The organism is Pseudomonas sp. NPDC088444 (assembly GCF_044900175.1).
In the GTDB taxonomy this organism is placed as follows: Bacteria; Pseudomonadota; Gammaproteobacteria; order Pseudomonadales; family Pseudomonadaceae; genus Aquipseudomonas.
Genome location: NZ_JBJDNK010000006.1, coordinates 12708 through 38074, shown reverse-complemented (window position 1 = coordinate 38074; position 25367 = coordinate 12708). Strand labels below are relative to the sequence as shown.

General features: G+C 57.4%; 23 protein-coding genes and 1 pseudogene. 20 read left to right on the top strand and 4 right to left on the bottom strand.

The window, feature by feature from the left end; all coding sequences use genetic code 11:
* Positions 1 to 202 precede the first annotated feature (202 nt).
* Positions 203 to 1966, top strand: coding sequence for a monovalent cation:proton antiporter-2 (CPA2) family protein (locus ACI2KB_RS13110; RefSeq protein WP_404635108.1), 1764 nt, complete (start codon positions 203 to 205; stop codon positions 1964 to 1966).
* Positions 1967 to 2100: 134 nt separating this feature from the next.
* The gene (locus ACI2KB_RS13105) at positions 2101 to 2592 is read left to right on the top strand and encodes a phosphate-starvation-inducible PsiE family protein (protein ID WP_404635106.1); all 492 of its coding nucleotides are present in this window, start codon (positions 2101 to 2103) and stop codon (positions 2590 to 2592) included.
* A 96-nt stretch (positions 2593 to 2688) separates the two neighbouring features.
* On the opposite strand, the gene ACI2KB_RS13100 is transcribed toward ACI2KB_RS13105, so the two are convergent.
* Entirely contained in the window at positions 2689 to 3549 is an 861-nt protein-coding gene (locus tag ACI2KB_RS13100; RefSeq protein ID WP_404635104.1) for a LysR family transcriptional regulator, read from the bottom strand.
* A 200-nt stretch (positions 3550 to 3749) separates the two neighbouring features.
* Here ACI2KB_RS13100 and gloA point away from each other — a divergent pair, with 200 nt between their 5' ends.
* Positions 3750 to 4145 carry a lactoylglutathione lyase gene (gene gloA, locus ACI2KB_RS13095; RefSeq protein ID WP_108238970.1) on the top strand — a complete coding sequence of 132 codons (396 nt, stop codon included), beginning with the start codon at positions 3750 to 3752 and terminating at the stop codon, positions 4143 to 4145.
* Positions 4146 to 4400: 255 nt separating this feature from the next.
* On the opposite strand, the gene ACI2KB_RS13090 is transcribed toward gloA, so the two are convergent.
* Positions 4401 to 5288, bottom strand: a complete 888-nt coding sequence (locus tag ACI2KB_RS13090; protein WP_404635102.1) for a LysR family transcriptional regulator — start codon at positions 5286 to 5288, stop codon at positions 4401 to 4403.
* A gap of 101 nt (positions 5289 to 5389) precedes the next feature.
* Here ACI2KB_RS13090 and ACI2KB_RS13085 point away from each other — a divergent pair, with 101 nt between their 5' ends.
* The 9 genes from ACI2KB_RS13085 to ACI2KB_RS13045 all read left to right on the top strand — a co-directional run bounded on the left by ACI2KB_RS13085 (position 5390) and on the right by ACI2KB_RS13045 (position 13289).
* A complete protein-coding gene (locus ACI2KB_RS13085; protein WP_404635100.1) occupies positions 5390 to 6388 on the top strand; it encodes a zinc-dependent alcohol dehydrogenase family protein in 999 nt (332 codons plus the stop codon).
* 231 nt (positions 6389 to 6619) lie between these two features.
* Positions 6620 to 6913: a putative quinol monooxygenase gene (locus ACI2KB_RS13080; RefSeq protein WP_404635098.1), complete on the top strand. Its 294-nt coding sequence runs from the start codon at positions 6620 to 6622 to the stop codon at positions 6911 to 6913.
* 10 nt (positions 6914 to 6923) lie between these two features.
* Positions 6924 to 7943 (top strand): zinc-binding alcohol dehydrogenase family protein, encoded by a 1020-nt coding sequence (locus tag ACI2KB_RS13075; RefSeq protein ID WP_192067732.1) that lies wholly within the window; start codon positions 6924 to 6926, stop codon positions 7941 to 7943.
* A 246-nt stretch (positions 7944 to 8189) separates the two neighbouring features.
* The gene (locus ACI2KB_RS13070) at positions 8190 to 8828 is read left to right on the top strand and encodes a peroxiredoxin (protein ID WP_404635096.1); all 639 of its coding nucleotides are present in this window, start codon (positions 8190 to 8192) and stop codon (positions 8826 to 8828) included.
* A 452-nt stretch (positions 8829 to 9280) separates the two neighbouring features.
* Positions 9281 to 10246 carry a sulfonate ABC transporter substrate-binding protein gene (locus ACI2KB_RS13065; protein WP_404635094.1) on the top strand — a complete coding sequence of 322 codons (966 nt, stop codon included), beginning with the start codon at positions 9281 to 9283 and terminating at the stop codon, positions 10244 to 10246.
* Positions 10247 to 10273: 27 nt separating this feature from the next.
* Complete coding sequence (gene ssuC / locus ACI2KB_RS13060; RefSeq protein WP_404635092.1) at positions 10274 to 11062, top strand: aliphatic sulfonate ABC transporter permease SsuC; 789 nt, start codon at positions 10274 to 10276, stop codon at positions 11060 to 11062.
* A complete protein-coding gene (ssuB, locus tag ACI2KB_RS13055; protein WP_404635090.1) occupies positions 11059 to 11868 on the top strand; it encodes an aliphatic sulfonates ABC transporter ATP-binding protein in 810 nt (269 codons plus the stop codon). Before ssuC ends, ssuB begins: the two co-directional genes overlap by 4 nt.
* 51 nt (positions 11869 to 11919) lie before the next feature.
* Complete coding sequence (locus ACI2KB_RS13050) at positions 11920 to 12135, top strand: molybdopterin-binding protein (protein ID WP_404635088.1); 216 nt, start codon at positions 11920 to 11922, stop codon at positions 12133 to 12135.
* Between the two features lie 692 nt (positions 12136 to 12827).
* Positions 12828 to 13289: a hypothetical protein gene (locus ACI2KB_RS13045; protein ID WP_404635086.1), complete on the top strand. Its 462-nt coding sequence runs from the start codon at positions 12828 to 12830 to the stop codon at positions 13287 to 13289.
* A 57-nt stretch (positions 13290 to 13346) separates the two neighbouring features.
* Here ACI2KB_RS13045 and ACI2KB_RS13040 read toward each other — a convergent pair whose 3' ends face one another.
* Both ACI2KB_RS13040 and ACI2KB_RS13035 read right to left on the bottom strand, forming a co-directional pair.
* Positions 13347 to 13982, bottom strand: coding sequence for a TetR/AcrR family transcriptional regulator (locus ACI2KB_RS13040; protein WP_404635084.1), 636 nt, complete (start codon positions 13980 to 13982; stop codon positions 13347 to 13349).
* A 306-nt stretch (positions 13983 to 14288) separates the two neighbouring features.
* The gene (locus tag ACI2KB_RS13035; RefSeq protein WP_404635082.1) at positions 14289 to 15665 is read right to left on the bottom strand and encodes a glutamine synthetase family protein; all 1377 of its coding nucleotides are present in this window, start codon (positions 15663 to 15665) and stop codon (positions 14289 to 14291) included.
* A 277-nt stretch (positions 15666 to 15942) separates the two neighbouring features.
* Between ACI2KB_RS13035 and ACI2KB_RS13030 the strand changes: the two genes are divergently transcribed.
* The 8 genes and pseudogenes from ACI2KB_RS13030 to ACI2KB_RS12995 all read left to right on the top strand — a co-directional run bounded on the left by ACI2KB_RS13030 (position 15943) and on the right by ACI2KB_RS12995 (position 25341).
* The gene (locus ACI2KB_RS13030) at positions 15943 to 16731 is read left to right on the top strand and encodes a gamma-glutamyl-gamma-aminobutyrate hydrolase family protein (protein ID WP_404635080.1); all 789 of its coding nucleotides are present in this window, start codon (positions 15943 to 15945) and stop codon (positions 16729 to 16731) included.
* A gap of 50 nt (positions 16732 to 16781) precedes the next feature.
* On the top strand, positions 16782 to 18140 hold the full coding sequence (locus ACI2KB_RS13025; RefSeq protein ID WP_404635078.1) for a glutamine synthetase family protein: 1359 nt from the start codon (positions 16782 to 16784) through the stop codon (positions 18138 to 18140).
* Positions 18141 to 18212: 72 nt separating this feature from the next.
* The gene (locus tag ACI2KB_RS13020) at positions 18213 to 19577 is read left to right on the top strand and encodes an aspartate aminotransferase family protein (RefSeq protein WP_404635076.1); all 1365 of its coding nucleotides are present in this window, start codon (positions 18213 to 18215) and stop codon (positions 19575 to 19577) included.
* Positions 19578 to 19827: 250 nt separating this feature from the next.
* On the top strand, positions 19828 to 20922 hold the full coding sequence (locus ACI2KB_RS13015; RefSeq protein WP_404635074.1) for a polyamine ABC transporter substrate-binding protein: 1095 nt from the start codon (positions 19828 to 19830) through the stop codon (positions 20920 to 20922).
* A gap of 332 nt (positions 20923 to 21254) precedes the next feature.
* Positions 21255 to 22349 (top strand): polyamine ABC transporter substrate-binding protein, encoded by a 1095-nt coding sequence (locus tag ACI2KB_RS13010; protein ID WP_404635072.1) that lies wholly within the window; start codon positions 21255 to 21257, stop codon positions 22347 to 22349.
* A 55-nt stretch (positions 22350 to 22404) separates the two neighbouring features.
* Entirely contained in the window at positions 22405 to 23547 is a 1143-nt protein-coding gene (potA, locus tag ACI2KB_RS13005; RefSeq protein ID WP_404635070.1) for a polyamine ABC transporter ATP-binding protein, read from the top strand.
* Positions 23544 to 24464 (top strand): ABC transporter permease subunit, encoded by a 921-nt coding sequence (locus ACI2KB_RS13000; protein ID WP_404635068.1) that lies wholly within the window; start codon positions 23544 to 23546, stop codon positions 24462 to 24464. Before potA ends, ACI2KB_RS13000 begins: the two co-directional genes overlap by 4 nt.
* Positions 24461 to 25341: pseudogene (locus tag ACI2KB_RS12995) on the top strand (ABC transporter permease subunit). The gene ACI2KB_RS13000 and the pseudogene ACI2KB_RS12995 overlap by 4 nt, the downstream one beginning before the upstream one ends.
* Positions 25342 to 25367 lie beyond the last annotated feature (26 nt).

The following is a 25367-nucleotide window of genomic DNA, read 5'->3' as shown; positions in this document are numbered from 1 at the left end:
TGTCGATCACGTCGTGAGATGAAGCATTGGCTCTTTGGACGCCTGGCCGAGCCCGGCGGACGACGATCCGCCCTTGCTGCACGCTACGGAGGGCGCCGGGTCCTGAAGCCTTTTTCAGGGCCGGGCACTTTTTTCATCGCTCTGTTCAGCACGCCTGCCTGCGGATGCCTTACGGTCCTGATGTGGGATGAGGGTCAATGCCATGGTCGTTGAAGGCAATGCGGGTCAACTATTCACTGTCGTCACTTTGCTTGCCGCTGCGGTGGTGGCAGTGCCATTGCTCAAGCGCATCGGACTCGGCTCAGTGGTTGGTTACCTGGCAGCGGGGCTGATCATTGGTCCCTTCGGGCTGCAACTGATCAACAATCCCCACACCATCATTGATATCGCCGAGCTGGGTGTGGCGATGTTTCTCTTTGTGATTGGCCTGGAGATGAAACCCTCGCATCTGTGGGATTTACGCCGGCAGATCTTTGGGTTGGGCAGCCTGCAGGTGCTGGTCTGTGCTGCGCTGCTCACCCTGGTGGGCATGGCCTTCGGGTTTCCATGGCAGGTCTCGTTCGTGAGCGCGGCGGGTTTTGTCCTGTCGTCCACCGCCATTGTTACCCAAGTCCTCTCCGAGCGCGGTGACATCACCGAGCCAAGGGGGCAGCACATCGTGTCCATCTTGTTATTCGAAGACCTGATGATTGCGCCGTTACTGGCAGTAGTCGCCTTCCTGGCGCCCCCTGATTGGGCGCATGAACCTGCATCCCCTCTCTGGCAACGCGTCGGTATCGCCGCGCTCTCCCTGGGCGCATTAACCGCCATCGGTCTGTGGTTGCTCAATCCGATGTTTCGGGTATTGGCCCAGGCCAAAGCGCGCGAAGTCATGACGGCTGCGACGCTGCTGGTGGTGTTGGGCGCGGCGCTGCTGATGGAAGTTGGCGGTCTTTCAATGGCGATGGGCGCTTTCGTGGCGGGCGTGTTGCTGTCGGAGTCGACCTTCCGCCACCAGTTGGAGGCCGACATAGAACCGTTTCGTGGCCTGCTGCTGGGGTTGTTCTTCCTCGGTGTCGGCATGACGCTGGATCTGCAAGTCATGGCCAGAAACTGGGCACTCATCACCTCCGGCGTGCTCTCGCTGATGGCGGTCAAGGCGCTGTGTATTTATGGCGTCGCTCGCTTCGCGAAAAGCAGCCATAGCGACGCACTGGATCGCGCCATGCTGATGGCACAGGGGGGCGAGTTTGCGTTTGTGTTGTTTGCCGAGGCACTCAAACTCAGGGTCATCAGTGCGGAAGTCAACGCCAACATGACCGCTATCGTCGTGCTGTCCATGGCGCTTACCCCCGTGACGCTGCTGCTGTCTCGACGGTTTGCTCCCGCGCGACCCGTTTCCCTGGACGGGGTGGAGGCCGCACACAATCTGCGATGCAATGTGCTCATCATCGGTTTTGGGCGTGTAGGGCAGATTGCCTGCCAGGCGCCGCTCTCCCAGGGGGCGAACATTTCCATCATCGATATCGATCCGGAGGTCATCCGCGCCGTGACACCGTATGGGTTCAAGGTCTATTACGGCGACGGCGCGCGCCATGAAATCCTGCACGCGGCCGGGGCGCATCACGCTCGCGCCATCATTGTCTGTGTGGATGACAAAAAAGCAGCGACGCGCATTGTCGAAAGCACGCGGCACTACTGCCCGCACGTGAAACTGGTGGTGCGGGCCTTTGACCGTGAACACGCGCTCGAGCTGATCAAACACAATGCGGACTACATTGTGCGAGAGACGTTTGAAGCTGCCCTGTTGCTCGGTCGTCAGGCAGTGTTGACGCTCGGTGCGTCTGAGCGAGAAGCCGACGCATTGGTCGACGAAGTTCGCAAACGCGATGCCGAACGCTTTGCCCTGGAGACGGCGGGCGGCCTGTTTGCCGGCCGTGCGCTGGTGCTGGGAAATATTGATCGCATCGATCCGCCGAGCGGATAGCGCATCGAGATCACCAGGATTGTTTCCGATGTACCCCTGAAACTCTGCTTCACTCAACCCTCCGGCGCGCTGGATCAGCGGCTACAGGCGAGCCATGCCGACGGCTAAAACCACAAGAGCTGGAGAAAAAACTAATGAATAATCCGGACCCCTCAGCGCCACTGCCTTCGAGGTCGACGTTCAAAAACCTTCGTGTCCAGTGGTCACTGATGAACGCCTATGAGCGATTCGAGCAAATCATCGTGCTGGCGCTCGGTGTGATCATCTCGTGCGTCATCGTCATTGCATTGATTCAGCTCTACAGACGAGTGCTGCCGCTGGTGGTGGGCGGCGCGATTGATCCCTTGGATCACGGCGATTTCCAGTTACTGTTCGGTTCGATCTTCACTGTATTGATCGCCTTGGAGTTCAAGCACTCCATCATTCGTCCGGCGTTCAGGCACGGCAGCATCGTGCAGCTGCGAACAGTGATTCTTATCTCGCTCTTGGCCCTGAGTCGGAAATTCGTGATTCTTGATTCCGCTTCAACGCCCGCCGCCACTATCGCTGCATTGGGGTTTGCAACGCTGGTCTTGGGAATCATCTATTGGTTGTTCACAAAACGGGGTAGATGGCCGGAGGAATAGACGGCCCAGCCCTATTTCGTTGGGGATTACCACCATCCCCCGCCAAAAGACGCCGTCGGGGTTTGACGAGTTCGAATCGTTTAGACGTGGTTGCAATTAAACACCCTGACGGTCGATGACCTCAATGAAGTTTCTGATCAGGGGGGATTGCTGGTTCTTTCTCCAGACGAAGTAGATATCGCTTGAGTCCAGACTGGGCGCCTGGTCAGCCTGAAACGTGTGCGCCTGACTGGCAAAACGATCCACGTAACTTTCCGGTACGCAGGCGAAACCTATCCCTTGCGCGATACAGGCGAAGATGGTCGGATACGATTCGATTTCCAGAATAGCCCTAGGCTGGATGCCGCTGCTTTCCAACCAGTTATCGACCTGTTGTCTGTAGTGGCATGTGCGACCGAATACATACAGTTCGAGCCCCGACAGGTCTTGAGGCGTGGGCGGGGAAAGCGATTTGGGCACTACTCTGAGCAAGCGCTCACGAAACGCTAATCGGCTATCCAGCAAGGGATGCTGGATCGGGCCGTCAGTAAGAATCAAATCAAGCTCGCCATCCATCAAAAGCCGCTCAAGGAATAGCGAGTGCTCCGGGCGAATGTGAACTTCGACCCCCGGTGCCTCAAGGCGATAGCGAACCAGGCGCTCTGGTAAATGATTGGCCAGCGCTACATCGAGCGCTCCGACGCGAAGCACTCCCTGGATGGAATCGTTCGAGAAGAGCGAGCGCGTTTCAGCTGCCAGGTCAATGAGCTGTTTGGCTTTTCGGTAGACCAGCCTGCCCTCGGGAGTGACCAGCAATCGGTTGTTTTCGCGGTTGAACAAAACGACGCCAAGTTGACTTTCGAGCTCTCGCAGTCTGGCCGTGATGTTCGAGGGCACACAATGCAGCGATGCGGCTGCCGCGGCTATCGTGCCGTGCTCGACGACGGCGCAAAAAAAGCCGAGCTGCGAAAGCTTCAAGAGAATCTCCTTTTGTGATGGTCTGGCTCACATCTAGTCACTTTTAGTGATTGAGTGGGCAGCTTAACATTCTCCCATCAAGGGCTTCCAGCGTTGAACAGCCTGGCTGTTTGCGCAGAAATAGGCCTGGAATCGGGCCACGAGAAGCCTTTCAAGAGATGTTGGCCATGCAATGGGCCAACGCTGCCGTGGAGAAATAGATGCGCATACTGCATACCATGTTGCGTGTAGTGGACCTGGACAAATCCATTCACTTCTACACGAGGCTGCTTGGCATGAGCCTCTTGAGACGCAAAGACTATCCAGAGGGCAAGTTCACACTGGCTTTCCTGGGTTATGGTCCGGAGACAGAGACGGTTGCATTGGAGCTGACGCGAAACTGGGGTCAACACAGCTACGAGCTCGGGGATGCTTACGGGCATGTCGCTATCGAGGTTGAAGATGCGGAAGCGTTATGCAGCCGTGCTGCGATCATGGGATATCGCGTTCCGCGACCTGCAGGTGTTATGAAACATGGGCGCACGATCATCGCGTTCATCGAGGACCCCAATGGCTATAAGGTTGAGTTGATTCAAAAAGGTACACAATTCGACTGAACAGGCGCCGCGAACGCGAATAGGATCATTGACGTCCACCCATCACCACTCTCATTTTGAGGGGCTTGAAGTTTGAAGGCCTTTGCCGGATGAACGGATACGGTGGTCAGGATGCACTCTGATCTGCTGCAGCTTTATGTGAAAGCGACGCCCCTGTCCGGGGGCAACGAACCTGATTGATCTGCAGTTCAACTGACACGTTCCGGCTTCTTACACCATCCGGCGGGTTTCATCGTGGCGGCACGGTTGCTTTCTTCAAACGGGGTGGGTCGCGACCCACTCTTTGAGATGAGCAACAAAGCTGAGCACAGTCGGAGAGATGTTCTCTCTTGAAGGGTAGACCGCATACATTCCCACCGGCGCCTCAATGGTCCAATCGGACAACGCCTCGACCAGTGCTCCTGAATCGAGATCATCTCGGACGTGCCAGTCCATGAGCAGCGCTACGCCGTGTCCATCTATCGCCATCTGGCGAACCACTTCCCCAAGACTGGATGAAAACCGTTTGCGTATTTTGCAGGTTTTTTTGATGCCTGCGCGGGACATCGCCCAACTGGAATCCTTTCCGATGATGAGGCCATCCAGTGTGGCCAACTCCTTTGGCGAGACAGGCATGCCCTGTTTTTCCCAATACTGGGGAGCGGCGCAAATCAGGCGTCGGGAATCAGCAATTCTTTGCGCAATCAGGGACGAATCGGCCATCACGCCGTGTCGAATCGCGAGATCGGTACCATGGGCAGCCAGATCAACCAGTTGATCCGTCGGATGGAGATCAACGATGACACCAGGGTAGCGTTTGAGATAGCTGCTTACGACGCTCGATAAATAAGCTTGGGCAAATGTCGCGGAAGCGGTGACGCGCAGATGACCGGTAATCTCAGTCTTTTGAAAGAATCCTCGCTCGGCCTTCTCGACACTTTCGAGGATGCTCAAGGCATGCTGATACAGCTTCTCGCCGTCCGAAGTGGGGCTGAGTTTGCGGGTGGTGCGGTTAAAAAGTCTCCGACCGACGCTGTCTTCAAGGGCCAGAAGACGCTTACTTCCACCTGCAGCCGTCATCCCCAGTCGTTCGGCAGCCGCTCGGATTGAGCCCTCCTCGAAAACGGCAGTAAACAAACGTAACTCATCGATGGAATCCAGCACGATTACCAACCAAAAGGACCGAAAGATTCAACGATCTTAGCGTATTTATCCTGTTTCATTGATGATAATTTATTCGCCTACAGTTCCTCGGAGTTAAGCACTTGAAAGCCATAGTGATAAATCAGCATGGTGGCTCGGACCTCTTCGTCGAAATTCAGACGGACGATCCCGTTGCGCGAGCGGGGCATGTGATTGTCGACGTGCGGGCGACAAGCGTGAATCCAGTGGACACGAAAATTCGTCGAGGCAGCGAAGGAACGGCTGGTCTGACGTTCCCGGCCACTCTCCACATTGATGTTTCGGGAGTAGTCAGCTCCGTCGGTACTGGTGTGACGCGCTTCAACCCAGGCGATGAAGTCTATGGCTGTTTCGGCGGCATCGTGGGGATTCCCGGTGCGCTGGCAGATCAGATGGAGGTCGATGCCCAGATGCTGGCGCTAAAACCCAAGTCGCTCTCTTTTGGCGAAGCAGCAAGCTTGCCGCTCGTGGCGATTACTGCATGGGAGGCGCTGATCGACCGTGCTTCGATCAAACCCAATGACAATGTCCTTGTACATGGTGGCACCGGCGGTGTCGGACATATAGGCATTCAATTGGCCAAGGTGCTGGGAGCCAGGGTATCGACGACGGTTTCCACACCGGAAAAAGCGGAAATTGCCCGTCGGTTGGGCGCCGATGAAATTATTTTTTATAACAGCGAGACGCCTGAGGAATACAGTCAGCGAATCACTGAAGGAAAGGGATTCGATACGGTCTTCGATACCTTGGGCGGCGAGGTCCTACAAAACTCGCTGAAAGCCGCGAAGCTCAAGGGCCACGTCGTCTCGATCATCGGTTACGACACCTACGATCTGACCGAAATGCACTTCAAGGCATTGAGACTCGACCTAATATTCATGGCTGTTTCGATCATTCATAACCAAGACCGCAAGCACCATGGCGAGATCCTGCAAAGACTGGCTGCCCTGGTTGATCGCGGCTTGGTCAAGCCACTGATCGATGAGCGCCATGATTTCACTGCTGCGGGTGTCAGTGCGGCACATGATCGCCTAGAGTCAGGTCGTGCCATTGGCAAAGTCGTCATTGAGCGAAAGGCTTAGTCACGCCGACACAGGATCGTGTGCACCGGGCCCGTAAGACAGTGACTCAGTCTTCCCCTTCGACGAGTTCATGTGTGTCGTGCCGATAACCTGGATCTCGACCAGGCCGCCATCTCGCAGCACCGCAGATTCAAATTGTTGGCTGCACGGCCGACGCCATGGATATCTTCGATACACCCGTGCCAGCCAATGCGCTCTCTCTTTATTTAACGCTTACAAGCAGGAGGTTTGATGACCACCCCTCTGACACTGATTGCCACTTTGATCGCCAAGGCCGGGTTTGAAGCCGAACTCGAGGAGATGCTGCAGCGCCTGCAAGGCCCGAGCCGAGCCGAAGCGGATTGCATCCAGTACGACTTCCATCGTGATGCCGAGCAGGCTCGCACTTTCCACATGATCGAACAGTGGCGCACTGAAGGGGCGCTGACTGCTCACGAAGCGACACCGCATTTTCAGGCCGCGCTCCCTTTCATCGAGCGTGCTGCTGAAAAGCTCACCATCACGAAAATGTATCGCATCTCCTGAGGTTCTTCGAATGAAAGCCATTGCACACTTCAAATGCCTGCCTATCGAACATCCCGACGCCTTGGTGGAGATCGATATACCCGAGCCAGTGCCGAAGCCGCGCGACCTGCTCGTAGAGGTAAAGGCCGTATCGGTCAATCCTGTCGATACCAAGGTGCGACAGGGCTACGTACCGCACGAAGACGAAAGCCAGCCCCGTATCCTCGGATGGGACGCTACCGGCGTGGTCAAGTCGGTCGGCAGCGACGTGACGCTGTTCAAGCCTGGTGACAGGGTCTGGTACGCCGGATCGTTGATCCGCCCGGGAAGTAACAGTGAGCTGCAACTGGTGGACGAGCGTATCGTCGGTTCAATGCCCCAATCGCTGGATTTCAGCCAGGCTGCGGCATTGCCACTGACTTCCCTGACCGCCTGGGAGTTACTCTTCGATCGCCTCGGTGTCGCACGTGATACCACCGACCGGGGCGAAACGCTGCTCATCGTCGGCGCTGCGGGCGGGGTGGGTTCGATCCTGACTCAGTTGGCGCGTCAACTGACCGGACTAACAATCATCGGCACGGCTTCGCGCCCGGAAACCCAGGCCTGGGTCACCGAGCTGGGTGCGCATCACGTCATCGACCATACCAAGCCACTCAGCGAAGAGCTCAAGCGCATTGGCATTGCACAAGTCAGCTATGTCGCAAGCCTGACCCAGACTGATCGGCACTACGAGCAAATCATCGAATCACTGAAGCCTCAGGGCAGGCTGGGCCTGATCGATGATCCGGCCACGCTTGACGCTGTGCCGCTGAAGCGTAAGAGCCTGTCGTTGCACTGGGAGCTGATGTATACCCGCTCGCTTTACGAAACCGAGGACATGCAGGAGCAGCACAACATCCTCAACGAAATTGCGCGGCACGTCGATTCGGGTCTCTTGCGCACCACTCTTGGCGATAACTACGGACGCCTCAGCGCAGAAAATCTTCGTCGTGCCCATGCTCTACTGGAAAGCGGCAAGGCGAAAGGCAAGATCGTTCTGGAGGGCTTCTAAGAGGTACCACAGAAACGACTGGGTAATCTCCAGCTCCAGGTACCCATCACGCAAACCGTGTTGCTTCAGGCGCCTGGACACGCGTGGAAAGCACCCCGCTTCGGCGGGGCTTTTTTATGCCGGAAAGAAAATAAAACATCTGCTTTTTATAGCGAAATGGCTGTTCAACATCGTTATTCGGTCTTTCAGTTTTAACGATTTCGCAGGCACAGTATCCCGACAACACCCATCAAAGGAGCTGACTGCATGAGCCTCAAACTTGGCGACATCGCCCCCGACTTCGAACAGCAATCCAGCCAGGGTCCGATCAAGTTTCACGAATGGCTGGGCAACCAGTGGGGCGTTCTGTTTTCCCACCCTGCCGACTTCACACCGGTGTGCACCACCGAGCTGGGTTTTACGGCCAAGCTCAAAGACGAGTTCGACAAGCGCAACGTCAAAGCTATCGCCCTTTCCGTGGACCCGGTCGATTCCCATATCAAGTGGATCGATGACATCAACTCCACCCAGAACACTATCGTGAATTTCCCGATTCTGGCTGACGCGGATCGCAAGGTGTCCGAGCTGTATGACCTGATTCACCCGAATGCCAGCGAAACCCTGACCGTGCGTTCGTTGTTCGTGATCGACCCAAACAAGAAGGTACGTCTGACCATTACCTACCCGGCCAGTACGGGTCGTAACTTCCACGAAATCCTGCGGGTGATCGACTCGCTGCAACTGACCGACAGCCACAAGGTGGCGACTCCGGCGAACTGGAAAGACGGTGATGACGTGGTGATCGTGCCGTCGATCAAGGACGAGGAAGAGATCAAGCAACGCTTTCCGAAGGGCTACAAGGCCGTCACGCCGTACCTGCGCCTGACGCCGCAGCCCAACCGCTGACAGACCTGCTTCAACCACGACATTCGGGCCGATTTATCGGCCCTTTTTTTTATGCGGCCCGCTGCAAACTTACTGTGGGAAATTTTATGTTGATTGGCCAATCCCTTTCGCCACCAAGGCGGCTCCTACAAAGATCGGGCTGAATTCAAATCTCGCGTTTGACACTGAACCTGTGGGAGCCGGCTTGCTGGCGAATATGGTGTGTCATGCGAAGCAGTGACGCCTGACGCCCTGAATTCGCCAGCAAGTCGACTCCCGCAGAATCGACGTATTGCTTGTTATTCATTCTGGTGCTAACCAAATGAATAAATATGATTTTAAAGAATATGAACCCGCTGTTAATGTCTCTCCGTCCTGGCGATTTCGTCGGCCATGAATCCCCACGAACACCTTACTTGCCCGCCATCGGACAAGCAGGTGCCACCTGAAAGCTACTAGCAAAGGAGCGTGCCATGCGCACTGTCATTTTGCGTCGAGGCCTGGTCGCTCTGTTTGCTGCGGCGGTGTCCTTTGGCGTTCTAACCCAGGCTCAAGCCGACACCCTGCGTATCGGTTATCAAAAGTACGGCACGCTGGTGCTGCTCAAGGCCAAAGGCTCGCTGGAAAAGAAACTGGCCGAGCAGGGCGTGCAGGTGCAATGGACTGAGTTCCCCGGCGGCCCACAACTGTTGGAAGGCCTCAATGTCGGCTCCATCGATTTCGGCGTGACCGGCGAGACTCCACCGGTGTTCGCACAGGCTGCGGGCGCTGATCTGCTTTACGTCGCATCTGAGCCGCCTGCACCGACCAGCGAAGCGCTGCTGGTGCCCAAGGATTCGCCAATCAAATCGGTGGCAGACCTCAAAGGCAAGAAAGTCGCCCTCAACAAAGGTTCCAATGTGCATTACCTGCTGGTGCGCGCGCTGGAAGAGGCTGGCCTGAAATACACCGACATCCAGACCGTGTTCCTGCCGCCAGCAGATGCCCGCGCAGCATTCGAACGCGGCGCCGTCGACGCCTGGGTCATCTGGGATCCGTACCAGGCTGCGGCCGAGCAACAGCTTCAGGCGCGTACCTTGCGTGATGGCAAGGGCATCGTCGACAACAACCAGTTCTATCTGGCGACCAAGCCCTACGCACAGCAACATCCGAAAGTGATTCAGACCCTGGTCGAAGAAGTGCGCGCCGTAGGCGAGTGGTCCAAGGCCAACCCGGATGAAGTCACCAAGCAAGTCGCGCCACTGCTCGGTCTGCCGGAAGACATCACCAAAATCTCGGTCAAGCGCCAGGGTTACGGAGCGCTGTTCATCAGCTCGGAAACCATCGCGGCTCAACAGAAAATCGCCGACACCTTCTATCAACTGAAGTTGATCCCTAAACCGCTCAGCATCGCCGATGTGATCTGGACGCCACCTGCTGCTGTCGCGAAAGCGCAGTAAGCCTGGGCATTGAGAGGAGACAACTCCATGAGCGTGGAAAGAATCACTCAAAGACTGGCGCCTTGGCTGCTACCGGTCTTGCTGCTGGCGATCTGGCAACTGGCGGTCAGTGCCGGTTGGCTGTCCACCCGAATTCTGCCTGCGCCAAGCGCGGTCATCGAAGCGGGCGTGACGCTGGTGCGCAGTGGCGAAATCTGGACTCACCTGGCCATCAGCGGCTGGCGTGCGGCGATCGGTTTTGCCATCGGCGGCGGTATCGGTCTGACGCTGGGCTTCATCACTGGGCTGTCCAAGTGGGGCGAACGCCTGCTCGACAGCTCGGTGCAGATGATCCGTAACGTGCCACACCTGGCGCTGATTCCGCTGGTGATCCTGTGGTTCGGCATCGACGAGAGCGCGAAGATTTTTCTGGTAGCGCTGGGCACGTTGTTCCCGATTTACCTGAACACCTATCACGGCATTCGTAACATCGATCCGGCGCTGGTAGAGATGTCGCGCAGCTACGGTCTGTCGGGCTTCGCGCTGTTCCGGCATGTGATTTTGCCAGGCGCAATGCCTTCGATTCTGGTGGGTGTGCGTTTCGCGCTGGGCTTCATGTGGCTGACGCTGATCGTCGCCGAAACCATCTCGGCCAGCTCCGGCATTGGCTATTTGGCGATGAATGCGCGTGAGTTTCTACAAACCGATGTGGTGGTTCTGGCCATCGTGCTGTACGCCGTTCTCGGCAAACTGGCAGACCTCGCAGCGCGCGGTCTGGAGCGGGTCTGCCTGCGTTGGCACCCGGCGTATCAAGTGGCAAAAGGTGGCGCACGATGAGCACGCTTCAACAACCGGCAAACCTGTTGCGCGGCATCCCGCTGCAAGTGCGCAAACTGAAGAAAACCTTTGGCTCGCGGGAAGTCCTCAAAGACATCGACCTGCATATTCCGGCGGGGCAGTTCGTTGCCGTCGTCGGTCGCAGCGGCTGTGGCAAAAGCACGTTGCTACGCCTGTTGGCGGGCCTCGATCAACCATCGAGCGGGCAATTGCTGGCAGGCAATGCGTCGCTGGCGGACGCCCGTGAAGACACCCGCCTGATGTTTCAGGAAGCGCGCTTGCTGCCGTGGAAACGCATTATCGATAACGTCGGTCTGGGCCTCAGTGGCGACTGGCGCGGCAAGGCCCTTGAAGCGCTGGCAGCGGTTGGTCTGGCTGAGCGCGCCAACGAATGGCCTGCGGCGCTGTCAGGTGGCCAAAAGCAACGAGTGGCCTTGGCTCGCGCCTTGATCCACGAACCGCGTTTGTTGCTGCTGGACGAACCGCTTGGCGCGCTGGATGCCCTGACGCGAATTGAAATGCAGCAGTTGATCGAAGACCTCTGGCAGAAGCACGGCTTTACGGTTTTGCTGGTGACCCATGACGTCAGCGAGGCAGTGGCGATTGCTGATCGTGTCTTGCTGATCGAAGAAGGGCGCATCGGCCTCGACTTGCACGTCGACCTGCCCCGTCCTCGCGCTCGCGGCTCGTATCGACTGGCCGCGCTGGAGACTGAAGTCCTTAACCGCGTGCTGTCGCTTCCTGGCAGCCCGCCCGAACCCGAACCCACTTCACCGCTGCCCACGCAACTGCGTTGGGCCAACTAACCCGGGCGCAATGTCGCGCCTGGCACTGATCTCACAAAAGGAAGCCCTACCATGACTATCAAAGCCATCAACGTCCGCAACCAGTTCAAAGGCACCATCAAGGAAATCGTCACCGGTGACGTACTGTCTGAAATCGACGTACAAACCGCCTCCGGCATCGTCACTTCCGTGATCACCACTCGTTCGGTCAAAGAGCTTGAACTGGCCGTTGGCAGCGAAGTGATCGCGTTCGTGAAATCCACCGAGGTGTCGATCGCCAAGTTGTGATCGATGCGCTGTGAACAACCCCGAAGGGTGCGAGCCCTTCGGGGTTTTTTGCTTCTGGGAGTAGCACGCGGACTTCATGGGAGTGCGCGCGCCTGCGGCGAACGATTACGAGGTATCTCTAACACGTCGCGCCTGAGATGCCATATCGCGACAGAGTTAGCTCTCACAGTGAGTAACGTCTGTTGTTATGTCGGACTCAAGAGAAAGACGCTGCGCGGGCTGCTGTAGGACGCTTCTGAATTTTTGGGACATGGCTGACAGCTCTTAACAGAGGGGATTGTCATCCCTACATTCGATCCGTCTTTTACTAAGTCGGACGTCGAGATTATGAGAATACCGCGTGCGCCGGAAGGGGTTAACCTGACTTTGAACCTGCATTGGGCTCGCCAAAAGAAGGTGCTCTACAAATACGGTCGCGGTGCGTTGCTGTGGCGATGGTTTATGAGCAGGTTCGCAATGGAGGACCGTGGGATTTCAAGCAGCAAGGCGCGGAGTATCAAGACTTTGGAAACTTCCATTATGGTGCTGTTGGCACGGCGGCCGGCTTTTCAAGTTTGTACTTCAGCGAGCTGCAGGTTTTGCCCAGTTCAGGGCGGGTACAACGGAGGAGGACATAACGTGGGTAGACTGGTTCTCGTTTCCTTATGGTGACGACAGGAATGACCAGATGATGATTCTGGAGGGCATTAAATATGCGATTTGCCATCCGCTGTAGCACTAAGTTAACGGCGTGGCTTCTGGCTACTCTGTGCGTCGTTCTGCTTGGTTGGATTTTGCTCAACCGCCAGCCTTCGCCTGTATTATCGGAAATCGTTGGCCGCTATCCCATAGGAAATGCCGGGATGGTCTACGCCGTCCTCACCGATGCAGGCGGGGCGACCTCTTCTTTTGTTTATCGCTACTTTCTCTATCGGCGCATGGACGATGATCAATTGGCGTTGAAGGCAATGGCACGCGATGGGAAGGCGTTTTTGGTGACACGCGATCCGCTTGCCAGAGTTGCAGTAGTGGAGGGGAGGGTGAAGGTTTCAGTCGGAGAACAGGTTTATCGATTCCATAGTCCTGCCGCCTTGACGGTGGACGGCCAGGACATGCTCGTTGATGTTTGGCTTGATGCTCGTATAGAGACACAGTCGGCAGAGGTGGTGCGCTAGTCAGGACACCACGAGTCAGGGTTGAACTGCGATTCCCCGTGGGAGCGGGATGGTCGATCAGATTGCCGTGTGTTTCGGCAAAAACGGCGGCAGGTACAGCCCCAGATACGCGTCGAACACCCGCTGACCTTCCTCGGCCATGCGCGGGGTGATGCTGTCGTGCAGTTGCACTGAGCGCGCGTATACGCGGTCGGCGAGTTCCAGTGCCAGAGCGAAGACTTCCACGTCATCCGGCAAGGCGGGTAACTGGAAGTGTTTGGCGAACAGTGCGTACATCAGTTCGCCCAGTTCAACGTCGTGTTGACGGTCCGCTTGGGTAACTTCTGTCAGCCCATGCTGCGCGAGGATCAGTTGGCGAGCGGCAGCGTCTTCGCTGTAGATGACCAACATGCGATTTTCCACCAGGCGTGACAGGTCGTGCCAGGTGTTGAGTTGTGCGTGATCGATCGGCTGTTGCAGGCTTTCGCGAAAGGCCGCGTGAACGTCGGCGGTCAGGGCTTCGAGCAGTGCCGGGACGCTGGCAAAAAAGTGATAGACCGACGAGGGCGGAATTCCCGCGCGCTCGGCCACGCTGTAAATCGACAGGCTCGCCACGCCGTCGGCAGCCAACAGCGTGCGGGCGGCATCGAGGATGGAATCGATCCGGGCCTGGCTGCGTGCGCGGGGTTTGCGGGGTGTGGCGGGGCGGGTCATTGAGTGCTCTCTTGATCGGGGTCGGAGGCATTGTACGCGAGGCATTCGGCAGTGGCGCCTGCCGATGTCATCGCGAGCAAGCTCACTCCTACAGGTGCGCGAAATCCTGTTGATCGTGCCCACGCTCTGCGTGGGCATGCATTCTGTGACGCTCTGCGTCACCCCGGCGATGGACGCGGAGCGTCCTGGGCGGCGTTACCACGCGGAGCGTGGGAACGATCAATCCCATCTCATGATGTCCCGTCTAAAATAAAAAACGCCCTCAACCACGCGGTTTGAGGGCGTTCTTTTTAATTCACACAGCCGTCACACCGTGTGCAGATACCAGTTGTACTCAAGGTCGGAGATGGAGTGCTCGAACTCTTCCAGCTCACTTTCCTTACAGGCCACGAAGATATCGATGTACTTCGGATCGATGTACTTGGCCATGATCTCGCTGTCGTCCAGCTCGCGCAGGGCGTCGCGCAGGTTGTTCGGCAGGCTTTGTTCGTGTTGCTCGTACGAGTTGCCTTCAACCGGCGCAGGCGGCTCGACCTTGTTGGTCAGGCCGTGGTGAATACCGGCCAGCACCGACGCCATCAGCAGGTACGGGTTGGCATCGGCACCGGCAACGCGGTGTTCGATACGCACGGCATCCGCAGTGCCGGTCGGAACGCGAACGGCGACCGTACGGTTGTCCAGCCCCCAGGTGGGCGAGTTGGGCACGTAGAACTGAGCACCGAACCGGCGATACGAGTTGACGTTCGGGCAAAGGAACGCCATCTGCGCCGGTAGGGTCTCGAGCACACCGCCGATCGCGTGACGCAGCGCGGCGTTCTGCTCGGGATCCTCACTGGTGAAGATGTTTTTGCCATCGCGGTCCAGAACCGAGATGTGGACGTGCAGACCATTACCCGCCTGACCTGGATACGGCTTGGCCATGAAAGTGGAATCCATCTCATGGTCGTAGGCGATGTTCTTGATCAGTCGTTTGAGCAGTACCGCGTAGTCGCAGGCTTTCAGCGCGTCGGCGGTATGGTGCAGGTTGACTTCGAACTGCGCTGGGGCACTTTCCTTGACTATGGCGTCGGCCGGGATGCCTTGCTCTTTCGCACCTTCCAGAATGTCCTGGAGGCAATCGACGTATTCGTCGAGGTCGTCGATCAGGTAGACCTGTGTCGAGTGCGGGCGTTTGCCAGAGATTGGCGAGCGCGGTGGCTGTGGACGACCGTTCACGTTCTCCTGATCGATCAGGTAGAACTCCAGCTCGAACGCCGCGCAGATGGTCAGGCCCAGTTCGTCGAACTTGGTCACCACTTGGCGCAGCACTTCACGTGGGTCGGCGAAGAACGGCTCGCCTTCCAGCTCGTGCATGGTCATCAAGAGTTGTGCGGTCGGGCGCTTCTGCCAAGGCTCGTTGCACAGAGTGTCAGGGATGGGATAACAGATTCGGTCTGCGTCACCGATGTCCAGGCCCAGGCCGGTGCTTTCCACCGTCGAGCCATTGATATCCAGTGCGAAAAGAGAAGCCGGGAGGTTAATGCCTTTCTCGTAAACCTTATGGAGGCTGGTGCGTTCGATGCGCTTGCCGCGCACCACTCCATTCATATCTGCAATCAGAAGGTCAACGTATAGAACCTCAGGATGTTCCTTAAGGAACGCGTTCGCTTCGTTGAGCTGAACGGCACGCGGGGGTACCGACATGATGCAACACCTTTGTTGTTGAAAATATCAATCATCGAGCATTACGGGGTTCAGTCAATCCGAAAGCCCAGATGAAGTCAAGAGAGCCCTGTTTTGCCCTAAAACGGCGCCTTGCGGCCATTTTTGCCGTGTTTTAGGGCGTAAATATGCCGTTGGAGGTCTCGGGAACTGCGATCTTGAGCGGGGCGTGTTTTATTTTTTACGGGGTTGTTGTGTAAAAAAATGAACAAGGCTAAGCTCGGTCGCAACCCATAACAGCAATAACGCCGGGGGTCACATGTCTCGCCTTCCGCTGATCGGCGTCACAGCCTGCACTCAGCAAATCGGCTCGCATGCCTATCACATCAGCGGCGACAAGTACGTCCGCGCAGTCGCCGTCGCTGCCAAGGGCTTGCCGCTGATTTTGCCGTCACTGGCAGAGCTCATCGATCCGGCCGATATCCTCTCGGTGGTCGATGGTTTGCTCTTCACCGGATCTCCCTCCAACGTCGAACCCTATCACTATAGCGGTCCAGCCAGCGCGCCGGGCACTGCTCATGATCCTGCACGCGACGCCACCACCTTACCCCTTATTCGCGCCGCTGTGGCTGCTGGCGTGCCGGTATTGGGGATTTGCCGTGGTTTTCAGGAGATGAATGTGGCGTTTGGCGGCAGTCTGCATCAGAAGGTTCATGAGACTGGAACCTTTATGGATCATCGTGAGCCAGACAATGAACCCGTTGAAATTCAATACGCTCCGAGTCATCCGATGCACATTGAGCCGGGTGGTGTGTTGGCTGGATTGGGATTGCCAGAAGAAATTCGTGTCAATTCAATTCACGGTCAGGGAATCGAGCGTCTTGCACCCGGTCTGCGCGTCGAAGCCACCGCGCCGGATGGCTTGATTGAAGCGATCTCCGTACCATCGGGCGCGTCTTTTGCTTCGGCCGATGTATTCGCGCTTGGCGTTCAGTGGCACCCGGAGTGGCAAGTCACGCAGAACCCCGACTATCTTTCAATTCTGCAGGCATTTGGCGATGCCTGCCGAAAACGGGCAAGACAGCGTGACGCCGAAGCGTCCAGATAGCCCCTGCTAGCTAATTCAGCTACCAGGACACCGAAAACCCTGAGGTATTTATGAGTACCAACCTCGACCAGCTCACCGATTGGTTGAAAGAACACAGGATTACCGAAGTCGAGTGCATGATCTCCGACCTCACCGGTATCACTCGCGGCAAGATTTCCCCGACCAACAAGTTCATTGCCGAAAAGGGCATGCGCCTGCCGGAAAGCGTTCTGCTGCAAACCGTGACCGGGGACTACGTCGAAGACGACATCTATTACGAGCTACTGGACGCTGCCGACATCGATATGTTCTGCCGTCCTGACCAGAATGCGGTGTTTCTGGTCCCTTGGGCCATCGAGCCTACTGCGCAGGTGATTCACGACACCTACGACAAGCAGGGCAACCCCATCGAGCTGTCGCCGCGCAACGTCTTGAAGAAAGTGCTCAAGCTCTACGCCGATCAAGGCTGGCAGCCGATCGTGGCGCCGGAGATGGAGTTTTACCTGACCAAGCGCAGCGACGACCCTGACTACCCGTTGCAGCCGCCGGTAGGCCGTTCGGGCCGTCCGGAAACCGGTCGCCAGTCCTTCTCTATCGAAGCGGCGAACGAATTCGATCCGCTGTTCGAAGACGTCTACGACTGGTGCGAACTGCAGAATCTGGACCTTGATACCCTGATTCACGAAGACGGCACGGCGCAGATGGAAATCAACTTCCGTCACGGTGACGCGCTGCATCTGGCCGACCAGATTCTGGTGTTCAAGCGCACCATGCGTGAGGCCGCGCTCAAGCATGACGTGGCGGCGACCTTCATGGCCAAGCCCATGACCGGCGAGCCAGGCAGCGCCATGCACCTGCACCAGAGCATCATCGACATCGAGACGGGCAAAAGCATCTTCTCCAATGAAGACGGGACCATGAGCCAGTTGTTCCTGCAGCACATTGGTGGTCTGCAGAAGCTGATTCCCGAACTGTTGCCGCTGTTCGCGCCCAACGTCAACTCGTTCCGCCGCTTCCTGCCCGACACCTCGGCGCCCGTGAACGTGGAGTGGGGCGAAGAAAACCGCACCGTGGGCCTGCGTGTTCCGGATGCCTCGCCGCAGAACCGGCGCGTTGAAAACCGCCTGCCGGGCGCCGACGCCAACCCGTATCTGGCCATCGCCGCGAGTCTGTTGTGCGGCTTCATCGGCATGGTCGAAGGGTTGAATCCGAGCGCGCCGGTGGTGGGCCGTGGCTACGAGCGCCGCAACCTGCGCCTGCCGCTGACCATCGAGGATGCGCTGGAACGGATGGAAAACAGCAAGACCGTCGAGAAATACCTCGGCAAGACCTTCGTCACCGGCTACGTCGCGGTCAAGCGCGCCGAGCACGAAAACTTCAAGCGTGTGATCAGTTCCTGGGAGCGGGAGTTCCTGCTCTTTGCCGTCTGAAGTCTATGGGCGCCGTCGAGCCTGGGAAGTCAGACGGCGCCCACACGCGATACGCAGCTAATGGAGTGGTTCATGAGTTCCAACAATCCGCAAACCCGCGAATGGCAAGCGCTCAGCAACGATCATCACCTGGCGCCGTTCAGCGACTTCAAACAGCTTAAAGAGAAAGGCCCGCGCATCATCACCCACGCCAAGGGCGTTTACCTCTGGGACAGCGAAGGCAACAAGATCCTCGACGGCATGGCTGGGCTGTGGTGCGTGGCGGTGGGGTATGGCCGCGACGAATTGGCCGAGGCTGCCAGCCAGCAGATGCGCGAGCTGCCTTACTACAACCTGTTCTTCCAGACCGCGCACCCGCCTGCGTTGCAACTGGCCAAAGCGATTTCCGAAATTGCCCCCGACGGCATGAACCACGTGTTCTTCACCGGTTCCGGCTCCGAAGGCAACGACACCGTGCTGCGTCTGGTTCGTCATTACTGGGCGATCAAAGGCAAGCCGAGCAAGAAGACCATCATCAGCCGCAAGAATGGCTATCACGGCTCTACCGTGGCGGGCGCGAGCCTGGGCGGTATGACCTACATGCACGAGCAGGGCGACCTGCCGATTCCGGGCATCGTCCACATTCCGCAGCCTTATTGGTTCGGCGAAGGCGGCGACATGACCCCGGACGAGTTCGGCGTCTGGGCCGCCGAGCAACTGGAAAAGAAAATTCTCGAACTGGGCGTGGACAACGTCGGTGCGTTCATCGCCGAGCCGATCCAGGGCGCGGGTGGCGTGATCGTCCCGCCAGACACCTACTGGCCAAAGATCAAAGAGATCCTCGCCAAGTACGACATCCTGTTCGTGGCCGATGAAGTGATCTGTGGCTTTGGCCGCACGGGTGAGTGGTTCGGTAGCGATTTCTACGACCTCAAGCCGGACCTGATGACCATCGCCAAGGGCCTGACCTCCGGTTATATCCCCATGGGCGGCGTGATCGTGCGAGACGAAGTGGTCGCGGTGCTCAACGAGGGTGGCGATTTCAACCACGGCTTCACCTATTCCGGTCACCCGGTGGCGGCGGCGGTGGGTCTGGAAAACATACGCATCCTGCGCGAAGAGAAGATCGTCGAGCGGGTGAAAGCAGAAACGGCACCATACTTGCAAAAGCGTTTGCGTGAGTTGAGCGATCATCCTTTGGTGGGTGAAGTTCGGGGTGTCGGCATGCTCGGCGCCATCGAACTGGTGAAGGACAAAGCCACTCGCGAACGCTATGCCGATCTCGGCGTGGGCATGATCTGCCGGACATTCTGCTTCAATAACGGACTGATTATGCGCGCGGTGGGGGACACGATGATCATCTCGCCACCGCTGGTGATCAGCTTTGCAGAGATCGATGAGTTGGTGGAAAAGGCACGCAAATGCCTGGACCTGACGTTGGCCGAGTTGAGTAAGTGATGGACTGTAGGAGTGAGCTTGCTCGCGATTGCGGTTGTCACTCGCAGATGCAGCGTCTGATTGGACGCTATCGTCCGGATGTGGCCCAGACCAAGCTCACTCCTACAAAGAGACAGGTTGTTGGCGTGCAGATGAAATCTTTGAAAGTTATGCAACAAGGCAGGCCGCTCTGCTTGTAAGCCCGCCCAGGAAATTGCCAGACTAACGGTTGTTTTAGTCGCCGCTAACATAAAACATTGGAGCTGTACGAATGAAGAAATTTGGCAAAACCCTCCTCGCCTTGTCCCTGATGGGCGCAGTGGCTGCTGCGAACGCCGATGACAAAGTTCTGCACGTCTATAACTGGTCCGATTACATCGCGCCAAACACCATCGCCGACTTCGAAAAAGAGTCGGGTATCAAAGTGGTGTACGACGTTTTCGACAGCAACGAGACCCTGGAAGCCAAACTGCTGGCGGGCAAATCGGGCTACGACATCGTCGTACCGTCGAACAACTTCCTGGCCAAACAGATCAAGGCCGGTGTTTATCAAGAGCTGGACAAGTCCAAGCTGCCTAACTACAAAAACCTCGACCCTGCGCTGTTGAAGGCCGTGTCGGTCAGCGACCCGGATAACAAGCACGCCTTCCCGTACATGTGGGGTTCGATCGGTATCGGTTTCAACCCTGAGAAAGTCAAGGCCGCGCTGGGCGCCGACGCACCGACCAACTCGTGGGATCTGCTGTTCAAGCCTGAAAACGCCGCCAAACTGAAAGCCTGTGGCATCAGCTTCCTCGATTCTCCGACCGAAATGCTGCCAGTCGCGCTGCATTACCTGGGCCTGCCAACCGACAGCCAGAAGAAAGAAGACATCGAGAAAGCCGAAGCGCTGTTCAAGAAGATTCGTCCTTCGGTCACCTACTTCCACTCCTCCAAGTACATCTCGGACCTGGCCAACGGCAACATCTGCGTAGCCGTGGGTTACTCGGGTGACGTGTACCAGGCCAAGGCCCGTGCTGAAGAAGCCGGTGGCAAGGTCAAAGTCAGCTACAACATTCCGAAAGAGGGTGCTGGCAGCTTCTACGACATGGTCGCGATCCCTAAAGACGCCGAGAACGTCGAAGGCGCCTACAAGTTCATGAACTTCATTCTGCAACCGAAGGTGATGGCCGAAATCACCAACGCTGTTCACTTCCCGAACGGTAACAAGGCTGCGACCGAGTTCGTCGACAAGGAAATTACTTCCGACCCGGGCGTTTATCCGCCAGCCGATGTTCTGGCCAAGTTGTATGCGATTGCTGACCTGCCTGCAGCGACTCAGCGTCTGATGACCCGCAGCTGGACCAACATCAAATCGGGCAAATAAGCCTGGTCGAAGCGTGCCGCCCCGTTGCGGCACGTTCACCCGATTCTTTATGGAACGGACGCTGTTGAGGCATCACTGAAGGACCTGTGGGAGTGAGCTTGTTCACGAAAAAGCGGTACATCCACCCCCCATCGTAGGCGGTTGAAAGTCCCTCTTCGTGAGCAAGCTCACTCCTACAGAAATCCGCGTTTTCCGCCACCTGCGCGGGCAGATAAAAAGTTTTTTTGCGAGAAGGGTTTATCGAGGGTAAGTTGCGCGCCGGATTTGTCACAGGCAGCCACTACTGTCGTCGGCAGAGCCAACAGGCTCACCCACTGAAAAGGACTGCAAACGTGTCTATTTCTTTATTTTCCAAAGGCTTGTTGTTGGGAGCCGGTCTGACGCTCGCCGTCGGCGCATACGCGGAATCCACCGTCCGCATTTATAACTGGTCCGATTACATCGGCACCACGACCCTCGCGGATTTCGAGTCCACGACGGGGATCAAGACCAAATACGATGTTTTCGATTCCAACGAAACCCTGGAAGGCAAGCTGCTGGCCGGTCACACCGGTTATGACGTCGTTGTCCCTTCCAACCACTTCCTTGGCAAGCAGATCAAGGCCGGCGCATTCCAGAAGCTCGACAAGTCGCAACTCCCCAACTATTCCAACCTCGATCCTGAACTGATGAAGCGCCTGGAGAAGAACGATCCGGGTAATCAGTACGCGGTGCCATACCTTTGGGGCACCAACGGGATTGGCTACAACGTCGACAAGATCAAGGAAGTGCTGGGTGTCGACACCATCGATTCCTGGGCCGTGCTGTTCGAACCCGAGAACATCAAGAAGCTGCAGAAGTGCGGTGTCGCGTTCCTCGATTCGGCAGACGAAATGATGCCCGCCGTGCTGAATTACATGGGCTTGAACCCGAACAGCACCGACGAAAAAGACTACAAGAAGGCCGAGGACAAGCTGCTGAAAGTGCGTCCCTACGTGACCTACTTCAACTCCTCCAAATACATCACGGACTTGGCCAACGGCGACATCTGCATCGCGGCCGGTTTCTCGGGTGACGTGTTCCAGGCCAAGGCTCGTGCGGAAGAAGCGGGCAAGGGCGTGAACATTGCCTATTCGATCCCGAAAGAGGGCGGCAATCTGTGGTTCGATATGCTGGCGATTCCGGCAGACGCACCCGATGTCAAAGCTGCCCACGCTTTTATCAACTACATCCTCAAGCCTGACGTGATCGCCAAGGTCAGTGACCAGGTGGGTTACGCCAACCCGAACCCGGCTTCAGGTGACCTGATGGATCAGGAAATCCGCAACGACGAGTCGGTTTATCCGTCCGCGGAAGTACAGAAGCGGCTGTACGTCAACTCCGAGTTGCCACCGAAAATCCAGCGTGTGATGACGCGCAGCTGGACCAAGATCAAATCCGGTAAATAAAGACCTGGCGCCCGGCCGTACCGGTCGGGCGCAAAAACAGTTGGGAGTTTCACCCATGGCAGTTGCCTCCGGCGCCTACAAAAAAGCCCTTGAGGGTGGTCAGCAACCTAAGCAGGTGCTGGTCAAAATCGATCGGGTCACCAAGAAATTCGACGAGACGGTTGCTGTGGACGATGTGTCTCTGCAGATCAACAAAGGCGAAATCTTCGCCTTGCTTGGCGGTTCCGGCTCAGGCAAGTCCACACTTCTGCGTATGCTCGCCGGTTTCGAACGACCGACCGAGGGACGAATTTTCCTCGACGGCGTCGACATCACCGACATGCCGCCGTACGAACGTCCGATCAACATGATGTTCCAGTCCTACGCGCTGTTCCCGCACATGACCGTGGCGCAGAACATTGCCTTCGGCTTGCAGCAGGACAAGCTGCCCAAGGAAGAGATCGAGTCCCGCGTGGCCGAGATGCTCAAACTGGTGCAGATGACCCAGTACGCCAAGCGCAAGCCGCATCAGCTGTCTGGCGGTCAACGTCAGCGTGTGGCGCTGGCCCGCTCGTTGGCCAAGAAGCCGAAGCTGCTGTTGCTCGACGAGCCGATGGGCGCGCTGGACAAAAAATTGCGCTCGCAGATGCAACTGGAACTGGTGGAAATCATCGAGCGCGTGGGCGTGACCTGCGTGATGGTGACCCACGACCAGGAAGAGGCCATGACCATGGCCCAACGCATCGCGATCATGCACCTGGGCTGGATCGCACAGATCGGCAGCCCTGTGGATATCTACGAAACGCCGACCAGCCGTCTGGTCTGTGAGTTCATCGGCAACGTCAACCTGTTCGACGGCGAAGTCATCGAAGACATGGAAGGTCACGCGCTGATCAAGAGCCCCGAGCTTGAGCGCAACATCTATGTGGGCCACGGCATCAGCACGTCGGTGGAAGACAAGCACATCACCTACGCGATCCGTCCGGAAAAACTGCTCATTACCACTGAGCAACCGACGTATGAATACAACTGGTCCCGCGGCAAGGTGCACGACATCGCCTATTTGGGCGGTCACTCGGTGTTCTACGTGCAACTGGCCTGCGGCAAGTTGGTTCAGTCGTTCGTGGCCAACGCTGAACGCCGTGGCGCACGCCCGACCTGGGACGACGAAGTCTACGTCTGGTGGGAAGACGACAGCGGCGTGGTACTGCGCTCATGAAAATTCGAAAAGTAAAACGTGCGTTCAATCGCATCACGCCCAGTGGCCGCCACGCGGTCATCGGCGTTCCGTTTCTATGGCTGTTCCTGTTCTTCGCACTGCCGTTTCTGATCGTCATCAAGATCAGTTTCGCTGAAGCCGACGTCGCGATTCCGCCGTACACGGAGATCTTCTCCTACGCCGAGCAGAAGCTCGACATCGTGCTCAACTTCGCGAACTACTCGCTGCTGACCGGCGACGATCTGTACATCTCGGCGTATCTCGGCTCGTTGAAGATGGCCTTCTTCAGCACCTTGCTGTGTCTGTTGATCGGCTACCCGATGGCCTACGGCATCTCTATCGCCCGCAAAGAAATGCAGACGGTGCTGCTGCTGCTGATCATGATGCCGACCTGGACCGCGATCCTGATCCGCGTCTACGCGTGGATGGGCATTCTCAGCAACAACGGCCTGCTCAATGCCTTTCTGATGTGGCTGGGTGTGATCAGCGAGCCATTACAGATCCTCAACACTAACCTGGCGGTGTATATCGGCGTGGTCTATTCGTACCTGCCGTTCATGATCCTGCCACTGTACGCCAACCTGGTGAAGCACGATCAGAGCCTGCTGGAAGCGGCGTCTGACCTGGGTTCGAGCACCTTCAACAGCTTCTGGAAGATCACCGTGCCGCTGTCCAAGAACGGCATCATCGCCGGCTGCATGCTGGTGTTCATTCCGGTGGTGGGCGAGTTCGTCATCCCTGAATTGCTGGGCGGCCCCGAGACGCTGATGATCGGTAAAGTCTTGTGGCAAGAGTTCTTCAACAACCGCGACTGGCCGGTGGCGTCTGCGCTGGCGGTGGTGATGCTGTTGATCCTCATCGTGCCGATCATTCTGTTCAACCGTAGCCAGGCCAAAGAACTGGAGGGCAAGGCATGAGAGGCTTCCGATTCTCGAACCTGATGTTGGTACTGGGCCTGATCTTCATCTACGCGCCCATGGTCATCCTGGTGATCTACTCGTTCAACGCCTCGAAACTGGTGACGGTCTGGGGCGGCTGGTCGGTGAAGTGGTACGTCGGCCTGCTGGACAACACGCAACTGATGGCCGCTGTGGCGCGCTCGCTTGAAATCGCCTGCTACACCTCGGTGGCGGCCGTCGCGCTGGGCACCATGGCGGCGTTCGTGCTGACCCGCGTCACACGCTTCAAGGGCCGCACGTTCTTCGGCGGCTTGGTGACCGCGCCGCTGGTGATGCCGGAGGTGATCACCGGTCTGTCGCTGTTGCTGCTGTTCGTGGCCATGGCGCAGTTGATCGGCTGGCCGCAGGAGCGTGGCATCGTCACCATCTGGATCGCTCACACGACGTTCTGTGCGGCTTACGTGGCGGTGGTGGTGTCGGCTCGCTTGCGTGAGCTGGACATGTCGATTGAAGAGGCGGCGATGGATCTGGGGGCGCGTCCGTGGAAAGTGTTCTTCCTGATCACCATCCCGATGATTGCGCCGTCGCTGGCGGCGGGCGGCATGATGTCTTTCGCCCTGTCGCTGGATGACCTGGTGCTGGCGAGCTTCGTTTCGGGCCCTGGCTCGACGACCCTGCCGATGGAAGTGTTCTCGGCAGTGCGTCTGGGTGTGAAGCCGGAAATCAACGCCATTGCCAGCTTGATTCTGTTGGCGGTGTCGCTGGCGACCTTCCTGGTGTGGTTCTTTAGCCGTCGTGCCGAAGAGAAGCGCAAGAAGGCCATTCAGCAGGCCATCGAAGAAGCGGCCGCCGATGGCTGGAAACAGCCGGAAGTGCGTCGCCCGCAGGTGGTTGAGCCGGTTTGATCGTTGCCTGATCGTT

Excerpts from the sequence above, each read along its gene's own strand:
- gloA (WP_108238970.1), top strand. The coding sequence starts at position 3,750 with ATGCGCATACTGCATACCATGTTGCGTGTAGTGGACCTGGACAAATCC.
- ACI2KB_RS13080 (WP_404635098.1), top strand. The coding sequence starts at position 6,620 with ATGACCACCCCTCTGACACTGATTGCCACTTTGATCGCCAAGGCCGGG.
- ACI2KB_RS13070 (WP_404635096.1), top strand. The coding sequence starts at position 8,190 with ATGAGCCTCAAACTTGGCGACATCGCCCCCGACTTCGAACAGCAATCC.
- potA (WP_404635070.1), top strand. The coding sequence starts at position 22,405 with ATGGCAGTTGCCTCCGGCGCCTACAAAAAAGCCCTTGAGGGTGGTCAG.
- ACI2KB_RS13065 (WP_404635094.1), top strand. The coding sequence starts at position 9,281 with ATGCGCACTGTCATTTTGCGTCGAGGCCTGGTCGCTCTGTTTGCTGCG.
- ACI2KB_RS13000 (WP_404635068.1), top strand. The coding sequence starts at position 23,544 with ATGAAAATTCGAAAAGTAAAACGTGCGTTCAATCGCATCACGCCCAGT.
- ACI2KB_RS13110 (WP_404635108.1), top strand. The coding sequence starts at position 203 with ATGGTCGTTGAAGGCAATGCGGGTCAACTATTCACTGTCGTCACTTTG.
- ACI2KB_RS13075 (WP_192067732.1), top strand. The coding sequence starts at position 6,924 with ATGAAAGCCATTGCACACTTCAAATGCCTGCCTATCGAACATCCCGAC.
- ACI2KB_RS13105 (WP_404635106.1), top strand. The coding sequence starts at position 2,101 with ATGAATAATCCGGACCCCTCAGCGCCACTGCCTTCGAGGTCGACGTTC.
- ACI2KB_RS13015 (WP_404635074.1), top strand. The coding sequence starts at position 19,828 with ATGAAGAAATTTGGCAAAACCCTCCTCGCCTTGTCCCTGATGGGCGCA.
- ACI2KB_RS13045 (WP_404635086.1), top strand. The coding sequence starts at position 12,828 with ATGCGATTTGCCATCCGCTGTAGCACTAAGTTAACGGCGTGGCTTCTG.
- ACI2KB_RS13035 (WP_404635082.1), bottom strand. The coding sequence starts at position 15,665 with ATGTCGGTACCCCCGCGTGCCGTTCAGCTCAACGAAGCGAACGCGTTC.
- ssuB (WP_404635090.1), top strand. The coding sequence starts at position 11,059 with ATGAGCACGCTTCAACAACCGGCAAACCTGTTGCGCGGCATCCCGCTG.
- ACI2KB_RS13020 (WP_404635076.1), top strand. The coding sequence starts at position 18,213 with ATGAGTTCCAACAATCCGCAAACCCGCGAATGGCAAGCGCTCAGCAAC.
- ssuC (WP_404635092.1), top strand. The coding sequence starts at position 10,274 with ATGAGCGTGGAAAGAATCACTCAAAGACTGGCGCCTTGGCTGCTACCG.
- ACI2KB_RS13040 (WP_404635084.1), bottom strand. The coding sequence starts at position 13,982 with ATGACCCGCCCCGCCACACCCCGCAAACCCCGCGCACGCAGCCAGGCC.
- ACI2KB_RS13030 (WP_404635080.1), top strand. The coding sequence starts at position 15,943 with ATGTCTCGCCTTCCGCTGATCGGCGTCACAGCCTGCACTCAGCAAATC.
- ACI2KB_RS13050 (WP_404635088.1), top strand. The coding sequence starts at position 11,920 with ATGACTATCAAAGCCATCAACGTCCGCAACCAGTTCAAAGGCACCATC.
- ACI2KB_RS13025 (WP_404635078.1), top strand. The coding sequence starts at position 16,782 with ATGAGTACCAACCTCGACCAGCTCACCGATTGGTTGAAAGAACACAGG.